General features: G+C 53.9%; 14 protein-coding genes. 9 read left to right on the plus strand and 5 right to left on the minus strand.

The window, feature by feature from the left end; translation table 11 throughout:
* Positions 1-90: 90 nt before the first annotated feature.
* A complete protein-coding gene (locus ACMHXE_RS00640) occupies positions 91-1,470 on the minus strand; it encodes a hypothetical protein (RefSeq protein WP_101056762.1) in 1,380 nt (459 codons plus the stop codon).
* A gap of 329 nt (positions 1,471-1,799) precedes the next feature.
* Between ACMHXE_RS00640 and ACMHXE_RS00645 the strand changes: the two genes are divergently transcribed.
* Positions 1,800-3,707 carry an ABC transporter ATP-binding protein gene (locus tag ACMHXE_RS00645; protein ID WP_062793747.1) on the plus strand — a complete coding sequence of 636 codons (1,908 nt, stop codon included), beginning with the start codon at positions 1,800-1,802 and terminating at the stop codon, positions 3,705-3,707.
* A 44-nt stretch (positions 3,708-3,751) separates the two neighbouring features.
* The gene (locus tag ACMHXE_RS00650) at positions 3,752-4,204 is read left to right on the plus strand and encodes a DUF2390 domain-containing protein (RefSeq protein WP_096141983.1); all 453 of its coding nucleotides are present in this window, start codon (positions 3,752-3,754) and stop codon (positions 4,202-4,204) included.
* On the opposite strand, the gene ACMHXE_RS00655 is transcribed toward ACMHXE_RS00650, so the two are convergent.
* Positions 4,164-5,777, minus strand: coding sequence for a GMC family oxidoreductase (locus tag ACMHXE_RS00655; protein WP_101056763.1), 1,614 nt, complete (start codon positions 5,775-5,777; stop codon positions 4,164-4,166). The two genes, ACMHXE_RS00650 and ACMHXE_RS00655, sit on opposite strands and share 41 nt — an antisense overlap.
* 19 nt (positions 5,778-5,796) lie before the next feature.
* A complete protein-coding gene (locus ACMHXE_RS00660) occupies positions 5,797-6,303 on the minus strand; it encodes a TAT leader-containing periplasmic protein (RefSeq protein ID WP_101056764.1) in 507 nt (168 codons plus the stop codon).
* 122 nt (positions 6,304-6,425) lie between these two features.
* Between ACMHXE_RS00660 and ACMHXE_RS00665 the strand changes: the two genes are divergently transcribed.
* The 3 genes from ACMHXE_RS00665 (at position 6,426) to ACMHXE_RS00675 (ending at position 8,634) form a co-directional block, all read left to right on the plus strand.
* Positions 6,426-7,403 carry a hydrolase gene (locus ACMHXE_RS00665; RefSeq protein ID WP_413731106.1) on the plus strand — a complete coding sequence of 326 codons (978 nt, stop codon included), beginning with the start codon at positions 6,426-6,428 and terminating at the stop codon, positions 7,401-7,403.
* Complete coding sequence (locus tag ACMHXE_RS00670) at positions 7,387-7,644, plus strand: YheU family protein (protein WP_101056765.1); 258 nt, start codon at positions 7,387-7,389, stop codon at positions 7,642-7,644. The genes ACMHXE_RS00665 and ACMHXE_RS00670 overlap by 17 nt, the downstream gene beginning before the upstream one ends.
* 102 nt (positions 7,645-7,746) lie before the next feature.
* Positions 7,747-8,634, plus strand: a complete 888-nt coding sequence (locus ACMHXE_RS00675; protein ID WP_039035531.1) for a phosphoribulokinase — start codon at positions 7,747-7,749, stop codon at positions 8,632-8,634.
* 345 nt (positions 8,635-8,979) lie between these two features.
* On the opposite strand, the gene ACMHXE_RS00680 is transcribed toward ACMHXE_RS00675, so the two are convergent.
* Positions 8,980-9,762, minus strand: a complete 783-nt coding sequence (locus ACMHXE_RS00680; protein ID WP_373296859.1) for a tetratricopeptide repeat protein — start codon at positions 9,760-9,762, stop codon at positions 8,980-8,982.
* 356 nt (positions 9,763-10,118) lie between these two features.
* Here ACMHXE_RS00680 and crp point away from each other — a divergent pair, with 356 nt between their 5' ends.
* The 4 genes from crp (at position 10,119) to ACMHXE_RS00700 (ending at position 13,172) form a co-directional block, all read left to right on the plus strand.
* Positions 10,119-10,754, plus strand: coding sequence for a cAMP-activated global transcriptional regulator CRP (gene crp, locus ACMHXE_RS00685; RefSeq protein ID WP_025011303.1), 636 nt, complete (start codon positions 10,119-10,121; stop codon positions 10,752-10,754).
* 144 nt (positions 10,755-10,898) lie between these two features.
* Positions 10,899-11,186: a PepSY domain-containing protein gene (locus ACMHXE_RS00690; RefSeq protein ID WP_224868349.1), complete on the plus strand. Its 288-nt coding sequence runs from the start codon at positions 10,899-10,901 to the stop codon at positions 11,184-11,186.
* Positions 11,167-11,841 (plus strand): response regulator transcription factor, encoded by a 675-nt coding sequence (locus ACMHXE_RS00695; protein WP_101056768.1) that lies wholly within the window; start codon positions 11,167-11,169, stop codon positions 11,839-11,841. Before ACMHXE_RS00690 ends, ACMHXE_RS00695 begins: the two co-directional genes overlap by 20 nt.
* A complete protein-coding gene (locus ACMHXE_RS00700; protein ID WP_101056769.1) occupies positions 11,841-13,172 on the plus strand; it encodes an ATP-binding protein in 1,332 nt (443 codons plus the stop codon). Before ACMHXE_RS00695 ends, ACMHXE_RS00700 begins: the two co-directional genes overlap by 1 nt.
* Positions 13,173-13,252: 80 nt before the next feature.
* Here the strand turns inward: ACMHXE_RS00700 and ACMHXE_RS00705 are convergent, their stop codons facing one another.
* Positions 13,253-16,711: a zinc-dependent metalloprotease gene (locus ACMHXE_RS00705; protein WP_413731107.1), complete on the minus strand. Its 3,459-nt coding sequence runs from the start codon at positions 16,709-16,711 to the stop codon at positions 13,253-13,255.
* Positions 16,712-16,727 lie beyond the last annotated feature (16 nt).

Raw genomic sequence — 16,727 nt, forward strand, 5'->3', positions numbered from 1 at the left:
AGAAGGCACAGTGCTCTGGGCTATATCAGTCCAGAAAACTACGAACTAAAGAGTGTTGCTTAGTAGCGTGTCCTGTATTAGCGGTGCGGATCAAACTGCATGGTCGTTCCGAACCGCCTTTTGCGCCTTGGCGATATCTTCCAATACGCTGCTGGCCGGGCTGATAATCCTGCTGGCCCGTTTCTTGGTCACAACAAGAAACATCAGGATCACCCCAAAGACGCTGCCAACCAGCGCCGCAAGCAGGACAAGAGACATCTCCAACATGCCATCCAAACTGACCCGGCTATGCATATAACCGGCTATTTCGGCCAGCTTATCTTTGGGAAGGGCGTCGAGATAACGCAGTGGCAGTGATTGCAATAAGGCCCGGACATGCTCGTCTTTTAACAGCAAGATCAGCATTTCCATCGCCTCACCTGTGGCCTTCAAGCCATTTTCACTGCGGGCACGCCATTGGGCCAGTTTGCTCTCCAGAGCATCGACATCGCCAGTCATTATCGCCTCGAGCAACAAAGAAAGACTGATATCTGCTTCCTCGAGGAATGCCATCAAGCCGCTGAAATCCAGCAAATCGTCCATAACGCTGGCCGTACCCTGACGCAGCCCCTGCTTGTAAGCCAGGCCGGTCTGCAAGACTTGCTGCCAGATTTGCTGCTGGTTGAACTGCTCTCGCTGAGCCGTTAGCTCCGCCAGCTGTGCATCCACTTTTTGCCTGAAGCTGTCACTGATTTGCTGAACATCCGCCTGAGCGGCCAACTGTTCGCTTTTCTTGGCCATTTCCGCTGCCGCAGTGTCCAGCGACGCCGCCAACTGACGGTAGAGGCTGGGTAACCTTTGCTCTGCACTTTGGCGCTCAGCCTCATCGCCGAAGATCACTGTGGCTTCCCCGTTGGGGCAATCTTCCAGGCAGGCCCAGCCCTTGGCATTCAATACCCCGCTCTTTTGCGAACCATCACTGAATTCGACTCTATAGGGCACCTTGCCTGCCGCCGTCTCCTCTTTGTCATCGTAAACCAGTTCCAACTCCAACCTGCGTCTGGCCTGAGCGAACTTGGGGCTGATTTTGGCCGTTGGCGCCGTGGTGGGCGCAATCTGAGTCAGGCTGGGATCCGGGCTGTAAACAGGTTCGATGGCCGGGGCCAGGCTGCCGGTGGATGTCTTAAAGTGAGCACTGCTGCCTGCAGAGGCAAAACGCTTTTGGATCTGATTAACGGCGTGAGGGGAAATACCTTCTTGAATGTTGGTAACCCACTCGCCTGATTGATAACGAAATAGTGGCAAGATTGGAGTATCACTGAGGATCACTCTGCTGCCATCGGCCAGTTCCCGCTTGAGCTGCTCGAGCGAGCGCCCGGACGGCGCCAAAGATACCAGCTGTTCATTGCTCAAGCTTTGCCAGTTGGCCTCAATCTGCCCGGCATCGCTGAGATGCAACTCAGCCATGCTGACTACGCGGATTACGCCCATCTACGACTCTCCCTGTCTGCCCCAAGGTAATTAGGTTACCCCTTGGTAAAACTCCTTGTTTCCTGTGGCGCTTTTTTGAGCGCGCCTGGATGGTACTGCAAGTTTTTACAAAAGCAGCTCAGAAATATCTGAAACTTTGGCTTTTTCCGATATTTTTCGCGTCGTTAGCCGTAAAACTATACTTTTGAGGGGAGTCTTTCATTCGAAATGATGGCCTACTTTTACCCCCAGGTGCCAGCTCACAGCAAAGTGTTGCTGCTATAGCCTGAGGCCGGGGTTCTGGGCTATCATCTGGCCCCATAAATTCAGCGTATTCCAAAGCAGTATTCATGATCACCATTTCCGATGCCCAGTTGATCCGTGGCACCAAGACCTTGCTTGACGAGGCCTCATTGACTATTTATCCCGGCCACAAGGTGGGATTAGTCGGCGCCAACGGTACGGGCAAGTCCTCATTGCTGGCCCTGATTTTAGGGCAACTACACCTGGACAAAGGCGAGATCAGCGTGCCATCCCAGTGGCGCATTGCAACTGTCGCCCAGGAAACCCCGGCGCTGGAGGTATCGGCACTGGAATATGTGCTCGATGGCGATCGAGAGTTTCGCGAGCTCGAAACCCAGTTGGCCAAGGCTGAAGCCGAGGATAATGGCCACAGGATAGCCGAACTGCACGGCAAGCTTGATGCCGTAGGCGGCTACAGCATACGCGCCCGTGCCGGTACCCTGCTGGCAGGTCTTGGCTTTACCGAGGCCCAGCAGAGCCATCCGGTGAAGAGCTTCTCCGGCGGCTGGCGGATGCGTCTCAATCTGGCGCAGGCACTGCTGTGTCGCTCGGAATTATTGCTGCTCGATGAACCCACCAACCACCTGGATCTGGATACCATGTACTGGCTGGAGGGTTGGATTAAATCCTATCAGGGTACGCTGGTGCTGATCAGCCACGACCGTGACTTTATCGATGCCATAGTGGACGAAATCGTCCATGTGGAACACCAGAAACTCAACTTCTACAAGGGTAACTACAGCGCCTTTGAACACACTCGCGCCGAGCGTATGGCCCAGCAACAGGTGGCCTATGAGCGCCAGCAGCGAGAGCGGGCGCACATGCAGTCTTTTGTGGATCGCTTCCGTTACAAGGCCAGTAAGGCCAAACAGGCCCAAAGCCGCCTGAAGGCACTGGAAAGGATGACTGAGTTGATGCCTTCCAAGGCCGACAGCCCTTTCTATATGGAGTTTCGCGAGCCGGATGCGCTGCCCAACCCCTTGGTGAAGATGGAAGATGTGTCGGTCGGCTACGGCGACAAGGCTATTCTCAACAAGGTGCATCTCAATCTGGTACCCGGCGCCCGCATCGGTTTGCTGGGGCGCAACGGTGCCGGTAAGTCCACCCTGATTAAGTTGCTGTCTGAGCAGCTCTCGCCCATGCGCGGCCTGTACGAGCCCAATCCCGGGCTCAATATCGGCTACTTTGCCCAGCATCAGATAGAGTTTCTGCAGCTGGATGATACCCCGCTGCAGCATCTGCAGCGCCTGGCACCCAATGCCCGCGAACAGGAGTTGAGAGACTTCCTCGGTGGTTTTGGGTTCCAGGGAGATATGGCACTGGCCCAAGTGCGTCCCTTCTCCGGTGGTGAAAAGGCCCGTCTGGTATTGGCGCTGCTGGTTTGGCAACGCCCCAATCTATTGCTGCTTGATGAGCCCACCAACCATCTGGATCTGGAGATGCGCCACGCCCTGACCGTAGCGCTGCAGGGCTTTGAAGGCGCCATGGTGATAGTTTCCCACGACCGTCACCTGCTGAGACTCACCTGCAACGACTATTATCTGGTCGACGGCGGCGAAGTGCGGATGTTCGATGGCGATCTGGATGACTATCACCAGTGGTTGCTGGATGCCGCCAAGGCCGCAACGGCGAGTGTGTCCCAGGTTGACGAAGCCTCACCGGCCCAGGACAAGAAGCTGCAAAAGCGCCTGGAAGCTGAATTGAGACAAAAACTATCACCACTGAAGAAACGCCAGGCCAAACTGGAAGCCGAGCAGAGCCAGGCTACCGACAGATTGGCGGAGCTGGAAAATCTGCTGGCGGATACTTCTCTCTACGAGGCCGAGCAAAAGCCCAGACTGACGGAGATCCTCGCCGAGCGCACCCAACTTTCGCAGGCGCTGGAAGAGAGTGAAATGAACTGGTTGGAACTTCAGGAAGAGATAGACACCATCGAAGCCGAGTCAGGCCTTTGAGCCGGGGAAACCCGGGTGTTGAGATTGCAAGCAAGGAGAAAAGCGTGCCACATACGAGTCTGTTTACCTCTAGTCTTTGGCAGGAATGTGAAACACTTTACCCGGCGCTGGAAAGCCTGCTGATAAAACTGCAGGACGAACACGGCCTGATAGTCAACCTCTTGCTGCTGGCGCTGACTCTGGACAACAAAGGCGTTAGCCTCAACCAGGGATCATGGTCCCAGCTCCACAGCGAAGTTGAGCAGTGGGAAAGCGGCATTCTGCGCCCCTATCGGCGGCTGAGACGCTTGGCCAAACCCAACCTGGGACAAGCCGAGTACCAACAGATGTTGGATGTCGAGCTGATGATGGAACGCAGAGGGCAGCAGCTGATATTGCACAAACTCAATGGCCTGCCTCGCAGCGTCACTGAAGACAAGCAACACAATCTCAGTACCTATCTGGCACAGTTCAACCTCAGCCCTCAGCAACATCCTGCACTGCTGGCTCAGGCTTGAGCCTCCGGGCCAGTAAGCTGGCGTTGCGCGCAGTCAAACCATAGATACTCAGCTGTGGATTGGCTCCCAAACTGCTGGGGAATACAGAGCCATCCATCACCGACAGATTGCTGTAGTAATGCGCCTGGCCTTCGCTGTTCACCCAGGATAACTGCCTGTCTTCCCCCATGGCGCAGCCGCCCATCACATGCGCCGAAGCCACTATGGTCTTCAGTGGCGCCAGCGGCATGTCGGCAATAACCTGTTTGGCCTCTTGCCAGGAGGACAAAATTCCGGCGCCCTCATTGATGGGCATAACCTGCTCGGCGCCTGCGGCAAACTGCAGCTCGGCCATGCTGGCAAAGGCCCGTCTGGCGGCGGCAAACAAGGCCGGCGTCAGAGGGTAATCCAGGGCAGTGCCTTTATCTGTCAGCAATACCTGGCCACCGGGCAATTCCGGCGAAAAGCCATCCCGGATCAGGGCTATGGTGACCTGCAGATGATTGAACCAGGACATCAGCTCGGCATGCTGTGGCCCATACCCCAGGGTTTTGGAGGCGATAAGCACAGGATGCACCGGCGGTACCTCCAGCTTATATCCTGGTTGACCAGTGGCACCATCTTGCCAAACAAACTGATCCGAATATATCGACTGCGGTGCCCCGGAGTGGGCATTGATTGCCTCCCGAAAGCGAGCGCCACTGAGCACGGTTGGGTGTAAACAGGTCTGCTTGCCGAGGCGCTGATAGGGATCTGTCATTTGTGAACGCAGCAGTAATGCCGGAGTGTGGATTGCCCCGGCCGCCACCACATAATGACGGGCGCGGATCATCAATTTGACTCCAGTGGGCTTGTTATAGCCATCGAGCGCCTCGGCTCTGAGGGCAAAAACCCGCTCACCATGATGCTCGAAGCGCTCGGCGCGAACATGGCTGTATAACTCTGCTCCGGCATTCAGGGCAGCAGGTATTGTGGTGACCAGCATGGATTGCTTGGCATTAACCGGGCAGCCCATGCCGCAGTACCCCGTGTTCCAGCAGCCCAGCACATTGCGTTTGATAACTGTGTAGTCCCAGCCAAGCTCGACACAGCCATCCCTGAGGGCCTGGTTGTTGCGGTTGGGATCTATCGGCCAACGACTGATATTGAGCCTTTGCTCCATCTTGTCGAACCAGGGGTTCAACTCGCTGCGGGACAAACCTTTAACCCCAAGGCTTTGCCAATAATCCAAGGTGGCTTTGGGGGTGCGAATCGAAGTGGTCCAGTTGACTGTGGTGGAGCCGCCGACCGACTTGCCCTGGAAAATACCTATTCCCTTATCCAGGGTCTTCATGGCCGCCGCTTGCTGGTAGAGTTCTGGATAGGCGCGGCGCTCCTCCATGACAAAGTCAGAGGATGACTTGAGCGGCCCGGCCTCCAACAGCAAGACTCTGAGCCCAGCCTGAGTCAATATTTCAGCCGCCGTGCCACCGCCGGCACCTGTGCCTATGATGACAACATCCGTCTCCAGTTCAAGATCCTCGGTCAAAGAGGCTCCATCTGTATGTTTCCAACCTGCGGCCAGCCCGGCCAAAATGGGATCAGCTATCGGCAAATGTGTCTCCAGTCGGGTATCAGAGTGCCAGTTTTGGCTTGTTATAGTTAAGTCTGTCCCAATGCTCAGGGCAGGCATAATAGCTTGCCATCAACAACTCTCTGAGACCGAGATAGGCTTGTTGCAGCAGCGCCATCCAAGAGCTGCGCCAGGATTCCAGCATCTCGACCAATTCGTTGGGGCTGCGCAACATCAGAGGAGTCATGCTGCCGCTCAGCAAGAGTAAGCCAAAGCGGTTTTCCAGCATGTCGAGCAGCTGTTCCAGCTCCTGACGCTGGGCCTTAGGTAGCCATTTCAAAGTTTGATTGACCGCATCCAGAGTGCGATTGATGGCATCAACTCTATGCTTGCTAATCTCCGGCAATGCGCCTTCCAGCAACACAGGGATCAAGGCGCCGAGCAGAAGGTCATGGGGTTTTTCGTGCTCACTCAGGTTGGCGATCTCCTCATCCACATAAAGGCTGACACCTAACGCCAGTGCCGTTGTTCCTCCCAAAGTCCAGAGTAGAAACTGCCGTCTTTGCATGCCTGTCCTCCTGTCATTTCCCTGCACTGGGCTGTGCTGACATCTGTGTTACAATTCGGCCGATAACCAATTAACCACAGCAAAGCGCCCACGGCAATAGGCCATTTTGCATGCGAGATATCATGAGCAGCAGTTTTCGTCCGCCCTGGTGGGCCAGAAGCCCCCATTTTCAAACTATCATTCCCGTGCTGACCAAGGTGGCTGGGCTGCCGCTGCGGCGTGAGCGTCTGGAGCTGGAAGATGGCGACTTTATCGACCTCGACTGGCTCAAAGCGCCTATCCCGGGTAAGCCCTTGTTGGTAATACTGCACGGGCTGGAGGGCAGCGCCGACTCCCACTATATCCGCCGCCTGCTGCGCGAGTGTCAGAAGCAGGAGCTGGCAGCCGTAGTGCACCATCACAGAGGCTGCTCGGGTGAAGACAATCGCCTGGCGCGCAGTTACCACAGCGGTGATACGGCCGATATCAGCCATAGCCTGCAAACCCTGAAGCAGCGCTATCCCCATTCGCCTCTGCTGGCGGTAGGTTACAGTCTAGGCGGCAATGTACTGGCCAAGTACCAGGGAGAATTTGCAGAGAAAAGCCTGCTCAGCCGCGCCGCCGTGGTATCGGCACCGCTGGCGCTGGCATCCTGTGCCAAGCGGTTGGAGAAAGGCTTCTCCAAGGTTTATCAAAGTTATCTTATCCGCCAACTGCAGCAAAAAATGCTGCTAAAACTCGAGCGGGGCAATAGTCAGTTGCCGCTGAATGGCGAAGCCATCAAACGGCTGAACACCTTTTATGATTTTGACCATCAGGTGACGGCACCGCTGCACGGCTTCAACTGTGTCGATGACTATTATCAAAAGGCCAGCGCCTTGCCTTTATTGGGTAAGATAGCCAAGCCGACCCTGATAATTCATGCAGCAGACGACCCTTTTATGACTGACGCCGTTATCCCATCATTGGCACATCTGCCCGCCTGCGTCGAATATGAGCTGCATGCCAATGGCGGCCATGTGGGCTTTATCGAGGGCGGCACACCGTGGCAGCCACGCTATTATCTGGAGCAGCGTTTGCTGCGTTATCTAACGGAGTCAACTCATGCTGATACCCTATGAATCCCTGCTGCAACTGCCCAAGGAAACCCTGGATAACCTGATTAAAGAATTCCTGCTCTCCCAGGTGGAAGACGGCAGTTTTGATGCCCTGGGTGACAAAGCGCTGGAACAGGCCATCGGCAAGTGCCGCTTGGCGCTGAAGGAAGGGCATTTACTGGTAGAATTCAGCGAAGATGACGAGTCTGTTGCCATCCGCTCCCGCGAGGAGATCATGCGCCGAACTCCACTTGCCCATGATTGACCCGTCCCCCTGCATTCCTTTATAAGTAGTTAACTAAAGGTTAACGGGCCAGACAACCACAGCGTCGGCCTGCGCCCAAGTTTTTTAAAACAGGTAGGAAAAATGTCTGCAAAACATCCAATTATCGCAGTGACAGGTTCATCGGGTGCCGGAACCACGACTACCACAACCGCCTTCAGTCACATCTTCAGACAACTGGGGATCAACGCGGCCATGGTGGAAGGGGATAGCTTTCACCACTATACCCGCGCCGAAATGGAAGTGATGATCCGCAAGGCCAAGGCCGAGAACCGCAACATCAGCTATTTTGGCCCGGAAGCCAATGACTTTGCCCGTCTGGAAAAGTGTTTTGCCGACTATGCCGGCACGGGACAAGGGGAAACCCGCTCCTACCTGCATACCTTCGATGAAGCCGTGCCTTACAACCAGATGCCGGGTACCTTTACTCAGTGGCGACCGCTGCCGGAAGACACGGATATGCTCTACTACGAGGGGCTGCACGGCGGTGTAGTAACCGGCGAAAGCAATGTTGCCCAGCACGTGGATCTCTTGATTGGCATGGTACCCATAGTCAACCTGGAGTGGATCCAGAAGATTATCCGCGATACCTCTGAGCGCGGCCATACCCGTGAAAAAGTGATGGGCTCAATCGTGCGTTCGATGGACGACTATATCAATCACATGACGCCGCAATTCTCCCGCACTCATATCAATTTTCAGCGGGTCCCTACGGTAGATACCTCCAACCCCTTCAGCGCCAAGGATATTCCCAGCCTGGACGAAAGCTTTGTGGTGATCCGCTTTCGCGGTATCAACAATGTCGACTTTCCTTACTATTTGAAGATGATCCAGGGAGCTTTTATGTCCAGGGTTAATACCCTGGTCGTGCCGGGTGGCAAGATGTCACTGGCGATGGAGCTTATTCTGACACCGCTTATCAAAGACCTGATGGATAAGCGCCAAGCCCTGCTGGAGCAGGATATTGAATAGGCTGGATGCAGATAAATTTTGGCTTCAGACTCGATTAAGTTTGATTTAAGTCTAAAGGGGTAAATTACAGTCATCGGGATTTCAGGCGAAATACTGATGGTTGACATACTCTTGGGGATAGATTCCCCCATCTTGATCTGTTTGTTCCCTCGAGTATGTCAACAACCTACCCTATTTTAGATGCCCATAATGGGCATTTTTTATTGCCCGAATTCTTGCTCTCCATGCAAGCGTCAGTCTCTTCCTCTGACGCAAACACAATCAACCACAGCTAAAACTTCAACCAAAACCCCAGCGTTCGGCAAAGGAATTATCCGTATCGGCTTGAAGCATTCACAATGGGCGTTATTCCATCAAGGGCACCACTTCACGGTAAGGCTTGTGACTGCGATAACTCTCCAGCCGCTGCCGGAATTCAAGCGCCTTACTAAGATCCTGCGACTGCTCCAGCGCTGCAATGGCCTGCTGCTGAGTCGCCACTGCGGCAGTAAAATTCCCTAATTCGGCGTAAGCAGCCGCCAAGTTATCGAGATTGGTGGGGTCCTGATTGTTGTCTTCCAGTAGTTGCTTGGCAAGCGCCAACGCCCGACCACCATCGCGGTACTTGGCTTCGGGGCAAGTGGCCAGGATCCAGGCGGCATTACCAAGAGAGATGTCATCACCGGCCGAGCTGAAAAACGCCACAGCCTTGCCGCAATGGCGGTTAACCCCTTCCCCACCTGAAGCATAGAGGAAACCCAGTCTGAACTTGGCCCAATGGTTGCCCTGCTCCGCCAACGGCAGATACCAACGCTCGGCCAGCGCCAAGTCCCGCTGCATCAACTTGCCTTCAAATGCCAGGTCTGCCAAGGTTTGCTGCGCCTTGGTTTCGCCCCCGTCGGCAGCCTTGGTCAACCAGGCAAGGCCGGCAATTTTGTCCTCGACGACGAAACGGCCGGAGAGGTACATCAAACCAAGCAGGTACTGAGCCTCCACTTCACCATTGGCGGCATTGAGCTGAATATAGGCCAGTTTGCTGGCGGCAATTTCCTTGCTTGGCTGGGGAATGGCAAAGGCCTGTAACTGTCCGCTGAACAGACTCAAGGCCAACATGGCAGCCGCTGCAATTAAGGGAGATTTCACTCTGATACCCTTTGATAATCTACGCATACAGACTCATAAATTAGCCCGAACCCGGCGTAAAAGTCGAGGTCAATCCAACAATAAAATGCTAATAATAGCCCTCAATGAGCTTGGCGAATTGTGAGCAAGGCAGAGAAGATGTGATTTAACCTACAGACTCGAGCGAATCCGGAGGCTTTTAATCTGAATTGGTTGACATGTATCACTAAAGTATCAGAATGATAACCAAGATTAGCGATTTAATTGCGTTGATTCACTCAGTCTAAACTAAGACCTGGTTCAAAGTTTACTCTTTGATATTGACGTAAAATCCTTATTTAGAATATCCTTACTTTCGTTTTAATCAATCGAGGAACATAGGCATGGCTCTGATTGGTAAGCCAAAACCAGATCCGACTTTGGAGTGGTTTTTATCACACTGTCACATTCATAAGTATCCAGCCAAAAGCACTCTGATCCATGCTGGTGAAGATTCAGACACCCTGTATTACATAGTTAAAGGGTCTGTTGCCGTATTGATTAAAGATGAAGAAGGTAAGGAAATGATCCTCTCTTATCTGAATCAGGGCGACTTTATCGGTGAACTGGGTCTGTTCGAAGAGCAAGCCGAGCGTACCGCTTGGGTTCGCGCCAAGCAAGCCTGTGAAATTGCTGAAATCTCTTACAAGAAGTTCAAGCAACTGATCCAGGTTAACCCAGAGATCCTGATGAAACTGGCCGCTCAGATGGCGCACCGTCTGCAAAGCACCAGTCAGAAAGTGGGCAACTTGGCCTTCCTCGACGTGGCAGGTCGCATCGCTCAAACTCTGTTGCATCTGGCCAAACAGCCTGATGCCATGACCCACCCAGACGGTATGCAGATCAAGATCACCCGTCAGGAAATCGGTCAGATTGTTGGCTGTTCCCGCGAAACTGTGGGCCGCATCCTCAAGATGTTGGAAGAGCAGAACCTGATCCAGGCGCACGGTAAAACCATAGTGGTTTACGGTACCCGCTAAGCCAGCTTCAGCTTGATTTAAGCCTGATTCTATAGAGTGGCCAAGGTAATAACCTTGGCCACTTTTGTTTTTCAGGAGCATCAATTGAGAGGGCTATTTTTCGTTTGCTTTATTAGCCTGACTTTGAGTACTGCAAAGGCTGAAGTGGCAAGTCCCCACCTGGAACCCGATCACGATATCGCCAAGGAATTAGTGAAATCCGGGACGATTCTCTCCTTGGATGCCACTCTCTCTCAGCTACAATGGGTGTGCCATGGCAAATTGATTGACGCTCATCTCTATCAGAAAGAGGGTGAATGGCGTTATGATTTGCAGATAAAAGTCGAACATGGCCATATCGTCAGCCTGAGCCTGAATGCAGGCACAGGTTTATACGATGACCTAACCCCATTACCGAGCGAATGTCGTCCCAATGAAACTGCTACTCGTTGAAGATAACGCCCTGCTGGTTGAAGAACTGGCAAAACAATTAAAACAAGCAGGCTATGTCACGGATGTCACCGACAAAGCCATAGAAGCCGACTATCTGGTCAAAGAAACCCAGTATGACTGCATCATTCTCGATATCGGCCTGCCCGATGGCAACGGCTTGCAGTTGCTGGAAAAATGGCGTCAGCAGGGACTGACCACTCCTGTGATTATGCTGACAGCTCGCAGTCAGTGGCATGAAAAGGTCGAAGGCTTCAATGCAGGTGCCGATGACTACCTGGGTAAACCCTTTCACACCCAGGAACTGTTGGCCAGACTGCAGGCAATTATCCACCGTACCCATGGCCGTGCTACTGTGCCTGGCAAGCAATTGAACTTCGGCGGCGTCAGTCTGGATGAAGCCGAACAGGCGGTGACAGTCAATGGACAACATTTCGACCTGACCGCCATGGAGTTTCGCTTGCTGCGAATTTTCTTGATGTCGCCCAAGAAACTGCTTTCCAAGGCGCAGATCACAGATAAGCTGTACCAGTTTGACGATGAGAAAGAGAGCAATGTGGTCGAGGTCTATGTCACCCATCTGCGCAAGAAACTGGGTAAGACAGCGATAGAAACCCGTCGCGGCCAAGGTTATATCTTTCACGGCAGCCAATCCTGATGATGTCCATCCGCACCAAGCTGAGCCTGTGGCTGACAGCACTGGTGTTACTGAGTACCCTGATAGGCCTGGCGTTTATGGAGTCCATGCTGCGCCAGGCATTTCACGACTCTATCATCAACCGCTTGCAAGAAGATCTGGAACAGGTGGCACTGGCCACTCACCTCAATGACGGTGAGATCCTGATAGATCAGAGCCTGCTTTCCGGCTTCTACAAACCCGCCTATTCCGGACGCTACTACCAGCTCAATCTGCCGGATCGGGAGATCCGCTCCCGCTCCTTATGGGATCAACGCCTGGAAATAGTGCAGTTGGAGCCAGGGCAAACCCGCGCCTGGCAAACCAAAGGGCCACAAAATCACGACATTCAGTTGTTGTCATTGGGGCTGACCTCCAGTAGCAAGAAGATCAATGCCACTCTAACAGTGGCGCAGGATCTCAGTATAGGCCGCAAGGTATTTACCGAGGTTTATGGCACCAAACTGAGTGTCAACCTGGCCATGCTGCTGGCAATGATCCTGGGGATATTTCTGGTATTGCGGCAATCCTTCAAGCCGGTGAAGCAGATAAAACAGGCGCTGGCCAAACTCAGAGAGGGGGAGATCAACTCGTTGTCGCTGGAGACCATTCCCCCAGAAGTCAAACCCCTAGCCGAGACCTACAACGAGTTGCTCGAATACACGAGTAATCAAATTCAACGCAGCCGCAACAACCTTGGCAATCTCAGCCACGGTCTGAAGACGCCACTGGCAGTGATGCGCCAGCAGGTAGAAGCGCTGGGGCTGAAAGATCCCGATACCGCCAGGGCACTGGAGCAACAACTGGATCAGATCCACAAAATGATAGAGCGTAAACTGGCGGCGGCGCGAATAACCGGCGAGATGCTGCCGGCGGCGCAGCTGGTACTGCCAAGAGATCTGGAAAGCCTGTGCCAGACCTTGGATAAGGTACATAGATACAAGCAAATCAGTTGGCGCTTCGATATCAGTGATGGCATTCCCAGGCTGCCAATCCACAGAGAAGACGGCATGGAGCTGCTCGGTAACCTACTTGATAACGCCTATAAGTGGGCCTCTAGCCTGGTATTGGTAAGGGTATGGCAACATCAGGGGCAGGTATATGTCAGCGTCGAGGATGATGGCCCCGGGGTGGCAAAGGAAAACATGCAAACCCTCACCCGCCGCGGCAATCGCCTGGATGAAGAGATCAATGGTCATGGGCTGGGGTTATCGATAGTCAAGGATATTGCCGAGCAATATCAGTTGGATATCGACTTCGGCAAGAGCCCGGCACTGGGTGGACTCAAGGTTTCACTGACCTTTAAGGCCTGAAGGTTAACCTGGCCCCTCAAACAAAAATAGAGAACCCAGCCTAGGCTGGGTTCTCTGCTATCAAGCTGTCAGCCCTTGGCTCAATCAAGCACTGGCAGGTAGCTCAGAGCCAGGCGGTCACGGCTCAATTGACCATTGAGTATCTCACCCACAGTGCCGCCCTTGAGCTGCTGTGCCAGCAGTTCAGGAGAAGCCGAGGCGATAAACTGCTGCACTTCTTTGATGCGGGCAATCAGCGCCAGCGCCAACTTATTCTCGGCGGTCGCGGCATAGATTTTACCGTTCAGGGACACTTGGGCCTGCATATCCAGCCCAGGGGCAGCCTGATGAATACCAACATATTCACGCCATACCCTGGCCTTCTGCTCACCCTGATAGTCGCTGTCGACCGAGGCCAACACCACTTGTCTCAACATCATCTGCAGCAGGTTGCTCTTGCCTTTGGGCTGACCATTGACGGTATCAAAGCCGAAGAAGCGTGATACTGTGCGGTCATAATTGGGCAGAGGCTCTATGCTCTGGCTGGCAAAATCGCTGTAGTAAGGCAGATACGTTTCCAGCTCAGGGCTGCTGTTGCAGGCATCGGCAAACAAAGGCTTGCCATTGCTGACCAGATCCGGGCCATTACCCAGCGCCATGCGGCAAAGCATATCTTCGAACAGCTTGCCGGTTTGTGGCAGATCCACCAGCGCCTTGTGACCACGGCTGAAAGTCGATCTCGGCGTAGTTCGGCTCACCAAGGCTCGCACTGCCAGCAGTTTGTCCGGCCATACCCCAAGCACATCACGCTCGTTGACGTAAGGATGGTTGGGCGAGCCTTCAGGCGCCTTGATCCCGTTCAGCAAACGACCGGCGAAGGTAACATCGGCGCTCAGCATATCCCGGAACTCTTCCTTGATACCATAGTTGATAATCAGTTCCTTCAATGCCTCTGGAGAGTCGGCAAACCGGCTGATCACTTCACCCGGAGCAAACTTCATGGTCATATCGGCGCTCTTGAAGCGATACTGCTCCAACAACTTGGCAAAGTTGTACTGCTGTCTCAGGGCTGCCTGACCATCTTCGGTGCGGAAGGTGACATCTACCACGGCATCGTTCTCACCGGCAAGGCGCAGGAACAGGTCGGCCGCCTTGTTCATCGCCCTTTGGTTGGCACAATACCAGCTATCTTGGCCGGCTGCGGCTTTCACCTGACAGTCATTTGCGAAGAAATTTTCCGGCAAGTCAAAGATCCCCTCGAGGAAACTGACATCTTCAATAAACTGGCGGATCTCATCAAACTGACGCTTGCGGGCAATGGTGTAACCCAGGCTGTGGTCTTCATAAAGCGACTGACGGTTATGTCTCAGGTTACTGGTTTCATAGCTGTCCTGATATCTATCGATATAGAACTGGGCGATGTCATCCAGGTTCTGACCGGCATCACTGCGGTTACAGTTGCTGTTGAGCGACACATGTTCGTCAGTACAGAAGGCATAGCTGCGCAGCTTGTGGTCGCGGGCAATGTTGTAGAGCGCGCCGAAACGTGTCTCGCCCTGGAGCACTCCTTTTTGCAGCTCCTCACGACGCTTGGCATCTTCCGCTTTGAGGGAGACAAAGTCACCGCTGTCAGCCTCGACTTCACGGGCATAACCGAAACGCAGCGCCGCCAGGTCATAGGGCTCAAATGTCGTGGCAAAACGGTTGACGTTATAGTCCATCTGGCTGGAGAACTCGGCGTTCACTTTCAGATCAGGATAACCGGCACCGGCAAAGGCCTGGTTCAGGGTTTCCAATTCCTGTTGGCTGAAGGTGTTGTCACCATCGCGGCTACCGGCGAAGTTGTGTCTCAAGCCGAAGTTGTGGCCCAGTTCATGGGTCAGGGTACCGGCAAAGGCCTGGGCGGCCAGCGCCGTGCTCAGGCTATCCTGCAGGTCCAGGCTCAGCTTCTCGAATGCCTGCAGCTTACCGCCAACATCACCATTGACCCACAACTCGGCATTCTGCCAATCAATCTTGTGATCCTTGACGCCGGCCGGCAGCATTCTTTGCTGACCACCTGCGGCAAACACAGTGTCGACATGCATCAAAGTATGCTCGGACCAATAGTCACGGCTGGCTTCATCGAAGTCGGCCAAGGCGTTGAACTGCTGCTCAGCGGGCTTGAGTGGCAGAGCTGCCGGAGTGGCGGCGACCATCACATCGGCAGGCTTGTCCAGCGCCGCAGGCACAGCTTGCAATGTGGTGGAAGCCGCTGGCTTAACCACGGCTTGCTGATAAGGCACGCCGGTGAGCGCTTCGACCGAAGCCGCATCCAACTTGCCGCGGTTATAATCCAGCATCAGTTGCCGATAGTAACGCACCGCGCCTTGCTTGAGGTTGGAGCTGTATTGGTTAACCCTGGCGCTGACAATCTCCCCTGTCAGTGGGTTGGCTGCTGATGGACCGTAACCGGCCAGACCGTTATCCAGAGGCTCATCAAATAGAGTGATATGGTTATAACGCAGATCGCCATGGCGTTTATCGCCCGCCTGCTCCAGCTTAATCTGTGGCAAGCCGGTATGATAACGGCTGTTGGCGATATTCATCGCGGTCACAGATTCGATAGCCGCATCCAGGAAAGGCTTGTTCTTGGGCTCATAGAAGTTGTTGGACAAGTAGTACACCAACTCACCCTTAGCCGGGTTGAAGCGGTTCAGGTAGGTACGAACATAGCCATCCACCCCTCCTGAGTCGGTTCTGTCCCGATAGCTGTGACTGGAGTTGAAGAAACCAAAGGTGCCCTTCTCATGCTCGCTGTAAGGAATGGCTTGATAATCTTCACTGGCAAGCTGATCCAGCGCCACTATGGAGATAAATTCCGTGGTGGTGAACGACAGATTATCCAGATTGCCACCGTAAAACTGATTGAAACACTGGCCCGATGCCTGATAGGTGTGTTCAATCTCGAAGTTGATTACGCCCTTGTCCAGGTCCATTTCATAGCCTTTGTAGGCTCCGGCATTGACCAGTTTTGGGGATTCAGTTTCGGTGACACACTCACCAAACATAAAGATATCGTTGATCCCCAGCTCGGCAATCTTGGTGTCGGCAAAGTCAGGCACAAAGAAGCGCTTATCCTGCCAGGTCAGGTTGGCATCTGTATTGACCTGCTCAACGTTGATGCATTCACGCCACTTGTCTTCGGTACATCTGAAGTCTATGTACTCACCGGGAATGGTCAGTACCGGGGCCTGGTTGATGCCCTCCTGGTAGCGGCTGTCATGACCAAGACCTATGGCGTCCCGGTCCAACTGGCGAACCTGAATACCATTCTCTGTCTTGTGCAGGGTCACCAACTTGGGATCCCCCTGGCTGAAGCCGCGGATAGCGGCGGCATAACGCGGCGCCTTGCCGACACTGCGGATATAGAGGTATTGGCGCTCACCGGCCTTCTCTATCGAGTCGCTGCTAATCTGTTTCTCATCTTTGGGCAACTCCTTGTACGGTTCTTCTCCTGCCCCACATCCTGCGAGTGCCAGGCTGGCTGCTATCGCCAGGCTCAGACTTGACTTCTTCATTTAATCCTCTGAATAA

It is taken from the genome of Shewanella sp. BJSY2023SW007, from assembly GCF_047314525.1.
GTDB classification, from domain to species: domain Bacteria; phylum Pseudomonadota; class Gammaproteobacteria; order Enterobacterales; family Shewanellaceae; genus Shewanella; species Shewanella chilikensis.

What these genes read in the sequence shown, in the direction of transcription:
- ACMHXE_RS00705 (WP_413731107.1), bottom strand. Translation starts at nt 16,711, where the DNA reads ATGAAGAAGTCAAGTCTGAGCCTGGCGATAGCAGCCAGCCTGGCACTC.
- ACMHXE_RS00700 (WP_101056769.1), top strand. Translation starts at nt 11,841, where the DNA reads ATGATGTCCATCCGCACCAAGCTGAGCCTGTGGCTGACAGCACTGGTG.
- ACMHXE_RS00670 (WP_101056765.1), top strand. Translation starts at nt 7,387, where the DNA reads ATGCTGATACCCTATGAATCCCTGCTGCAACTGCCCAAGGAAACCCTG.
- ACMHXE_RS00675 (WP_039035531.1), top strand. Translation starts at nt 7,747, where the DNA reads ATGTCTGCAAAACATCCAATTATCGCAGTGACAGGTTCATCGGGTGCC.
- ACMHXE_RS00640 (WP_101056762.1), bottom strand. Translation starts at nt 1,470, where the DNA reads ATGGGCGTAATCCGCGTAGTCAGCATGGCTGAGTTGCATCTCAGCGAT.
- ACMHXE_RS00660 (WP_101056764.1), bottom strand. Translation starts at nt 6,303, where the DNA reads ATGCAAAGACGGCAGTTTCTACTCTGGACTTTGGGAGGAACAACGGCA.
- ACMHXE_RS00665 (WP_413731106.1), top strand. Translation starts at nt 6,426, where the DNA reads ATGAGCAGCAGTTTTCGTCCGCCCTGGTGGGCCAGAAGCCCCCATTTT.
- ACMHXE_RS00695 (WP_101056768.1), top strand. Translation starts at nt 11,167, where the DNA reads ATGAAACTGCTACTCGTTGAAGATAACGCCCTGCTGGTTGAAGAACTG.
- crp (WP_025011303.1), top strand. Translation starts at nt 10,119, where the DNA reads ATGGCTCTGATTGGTAAGCCAAAACCAGATCCGACTTTGGAGTGGTTT.
- ACMHXE_RS00645 (WP_062793747.1), top strand. Translation starts at nt 1,800, where the DNA reads ATGATCACCATTTCCGATGCCCAGTTGATCCGTGGCACCAAGACCTTG.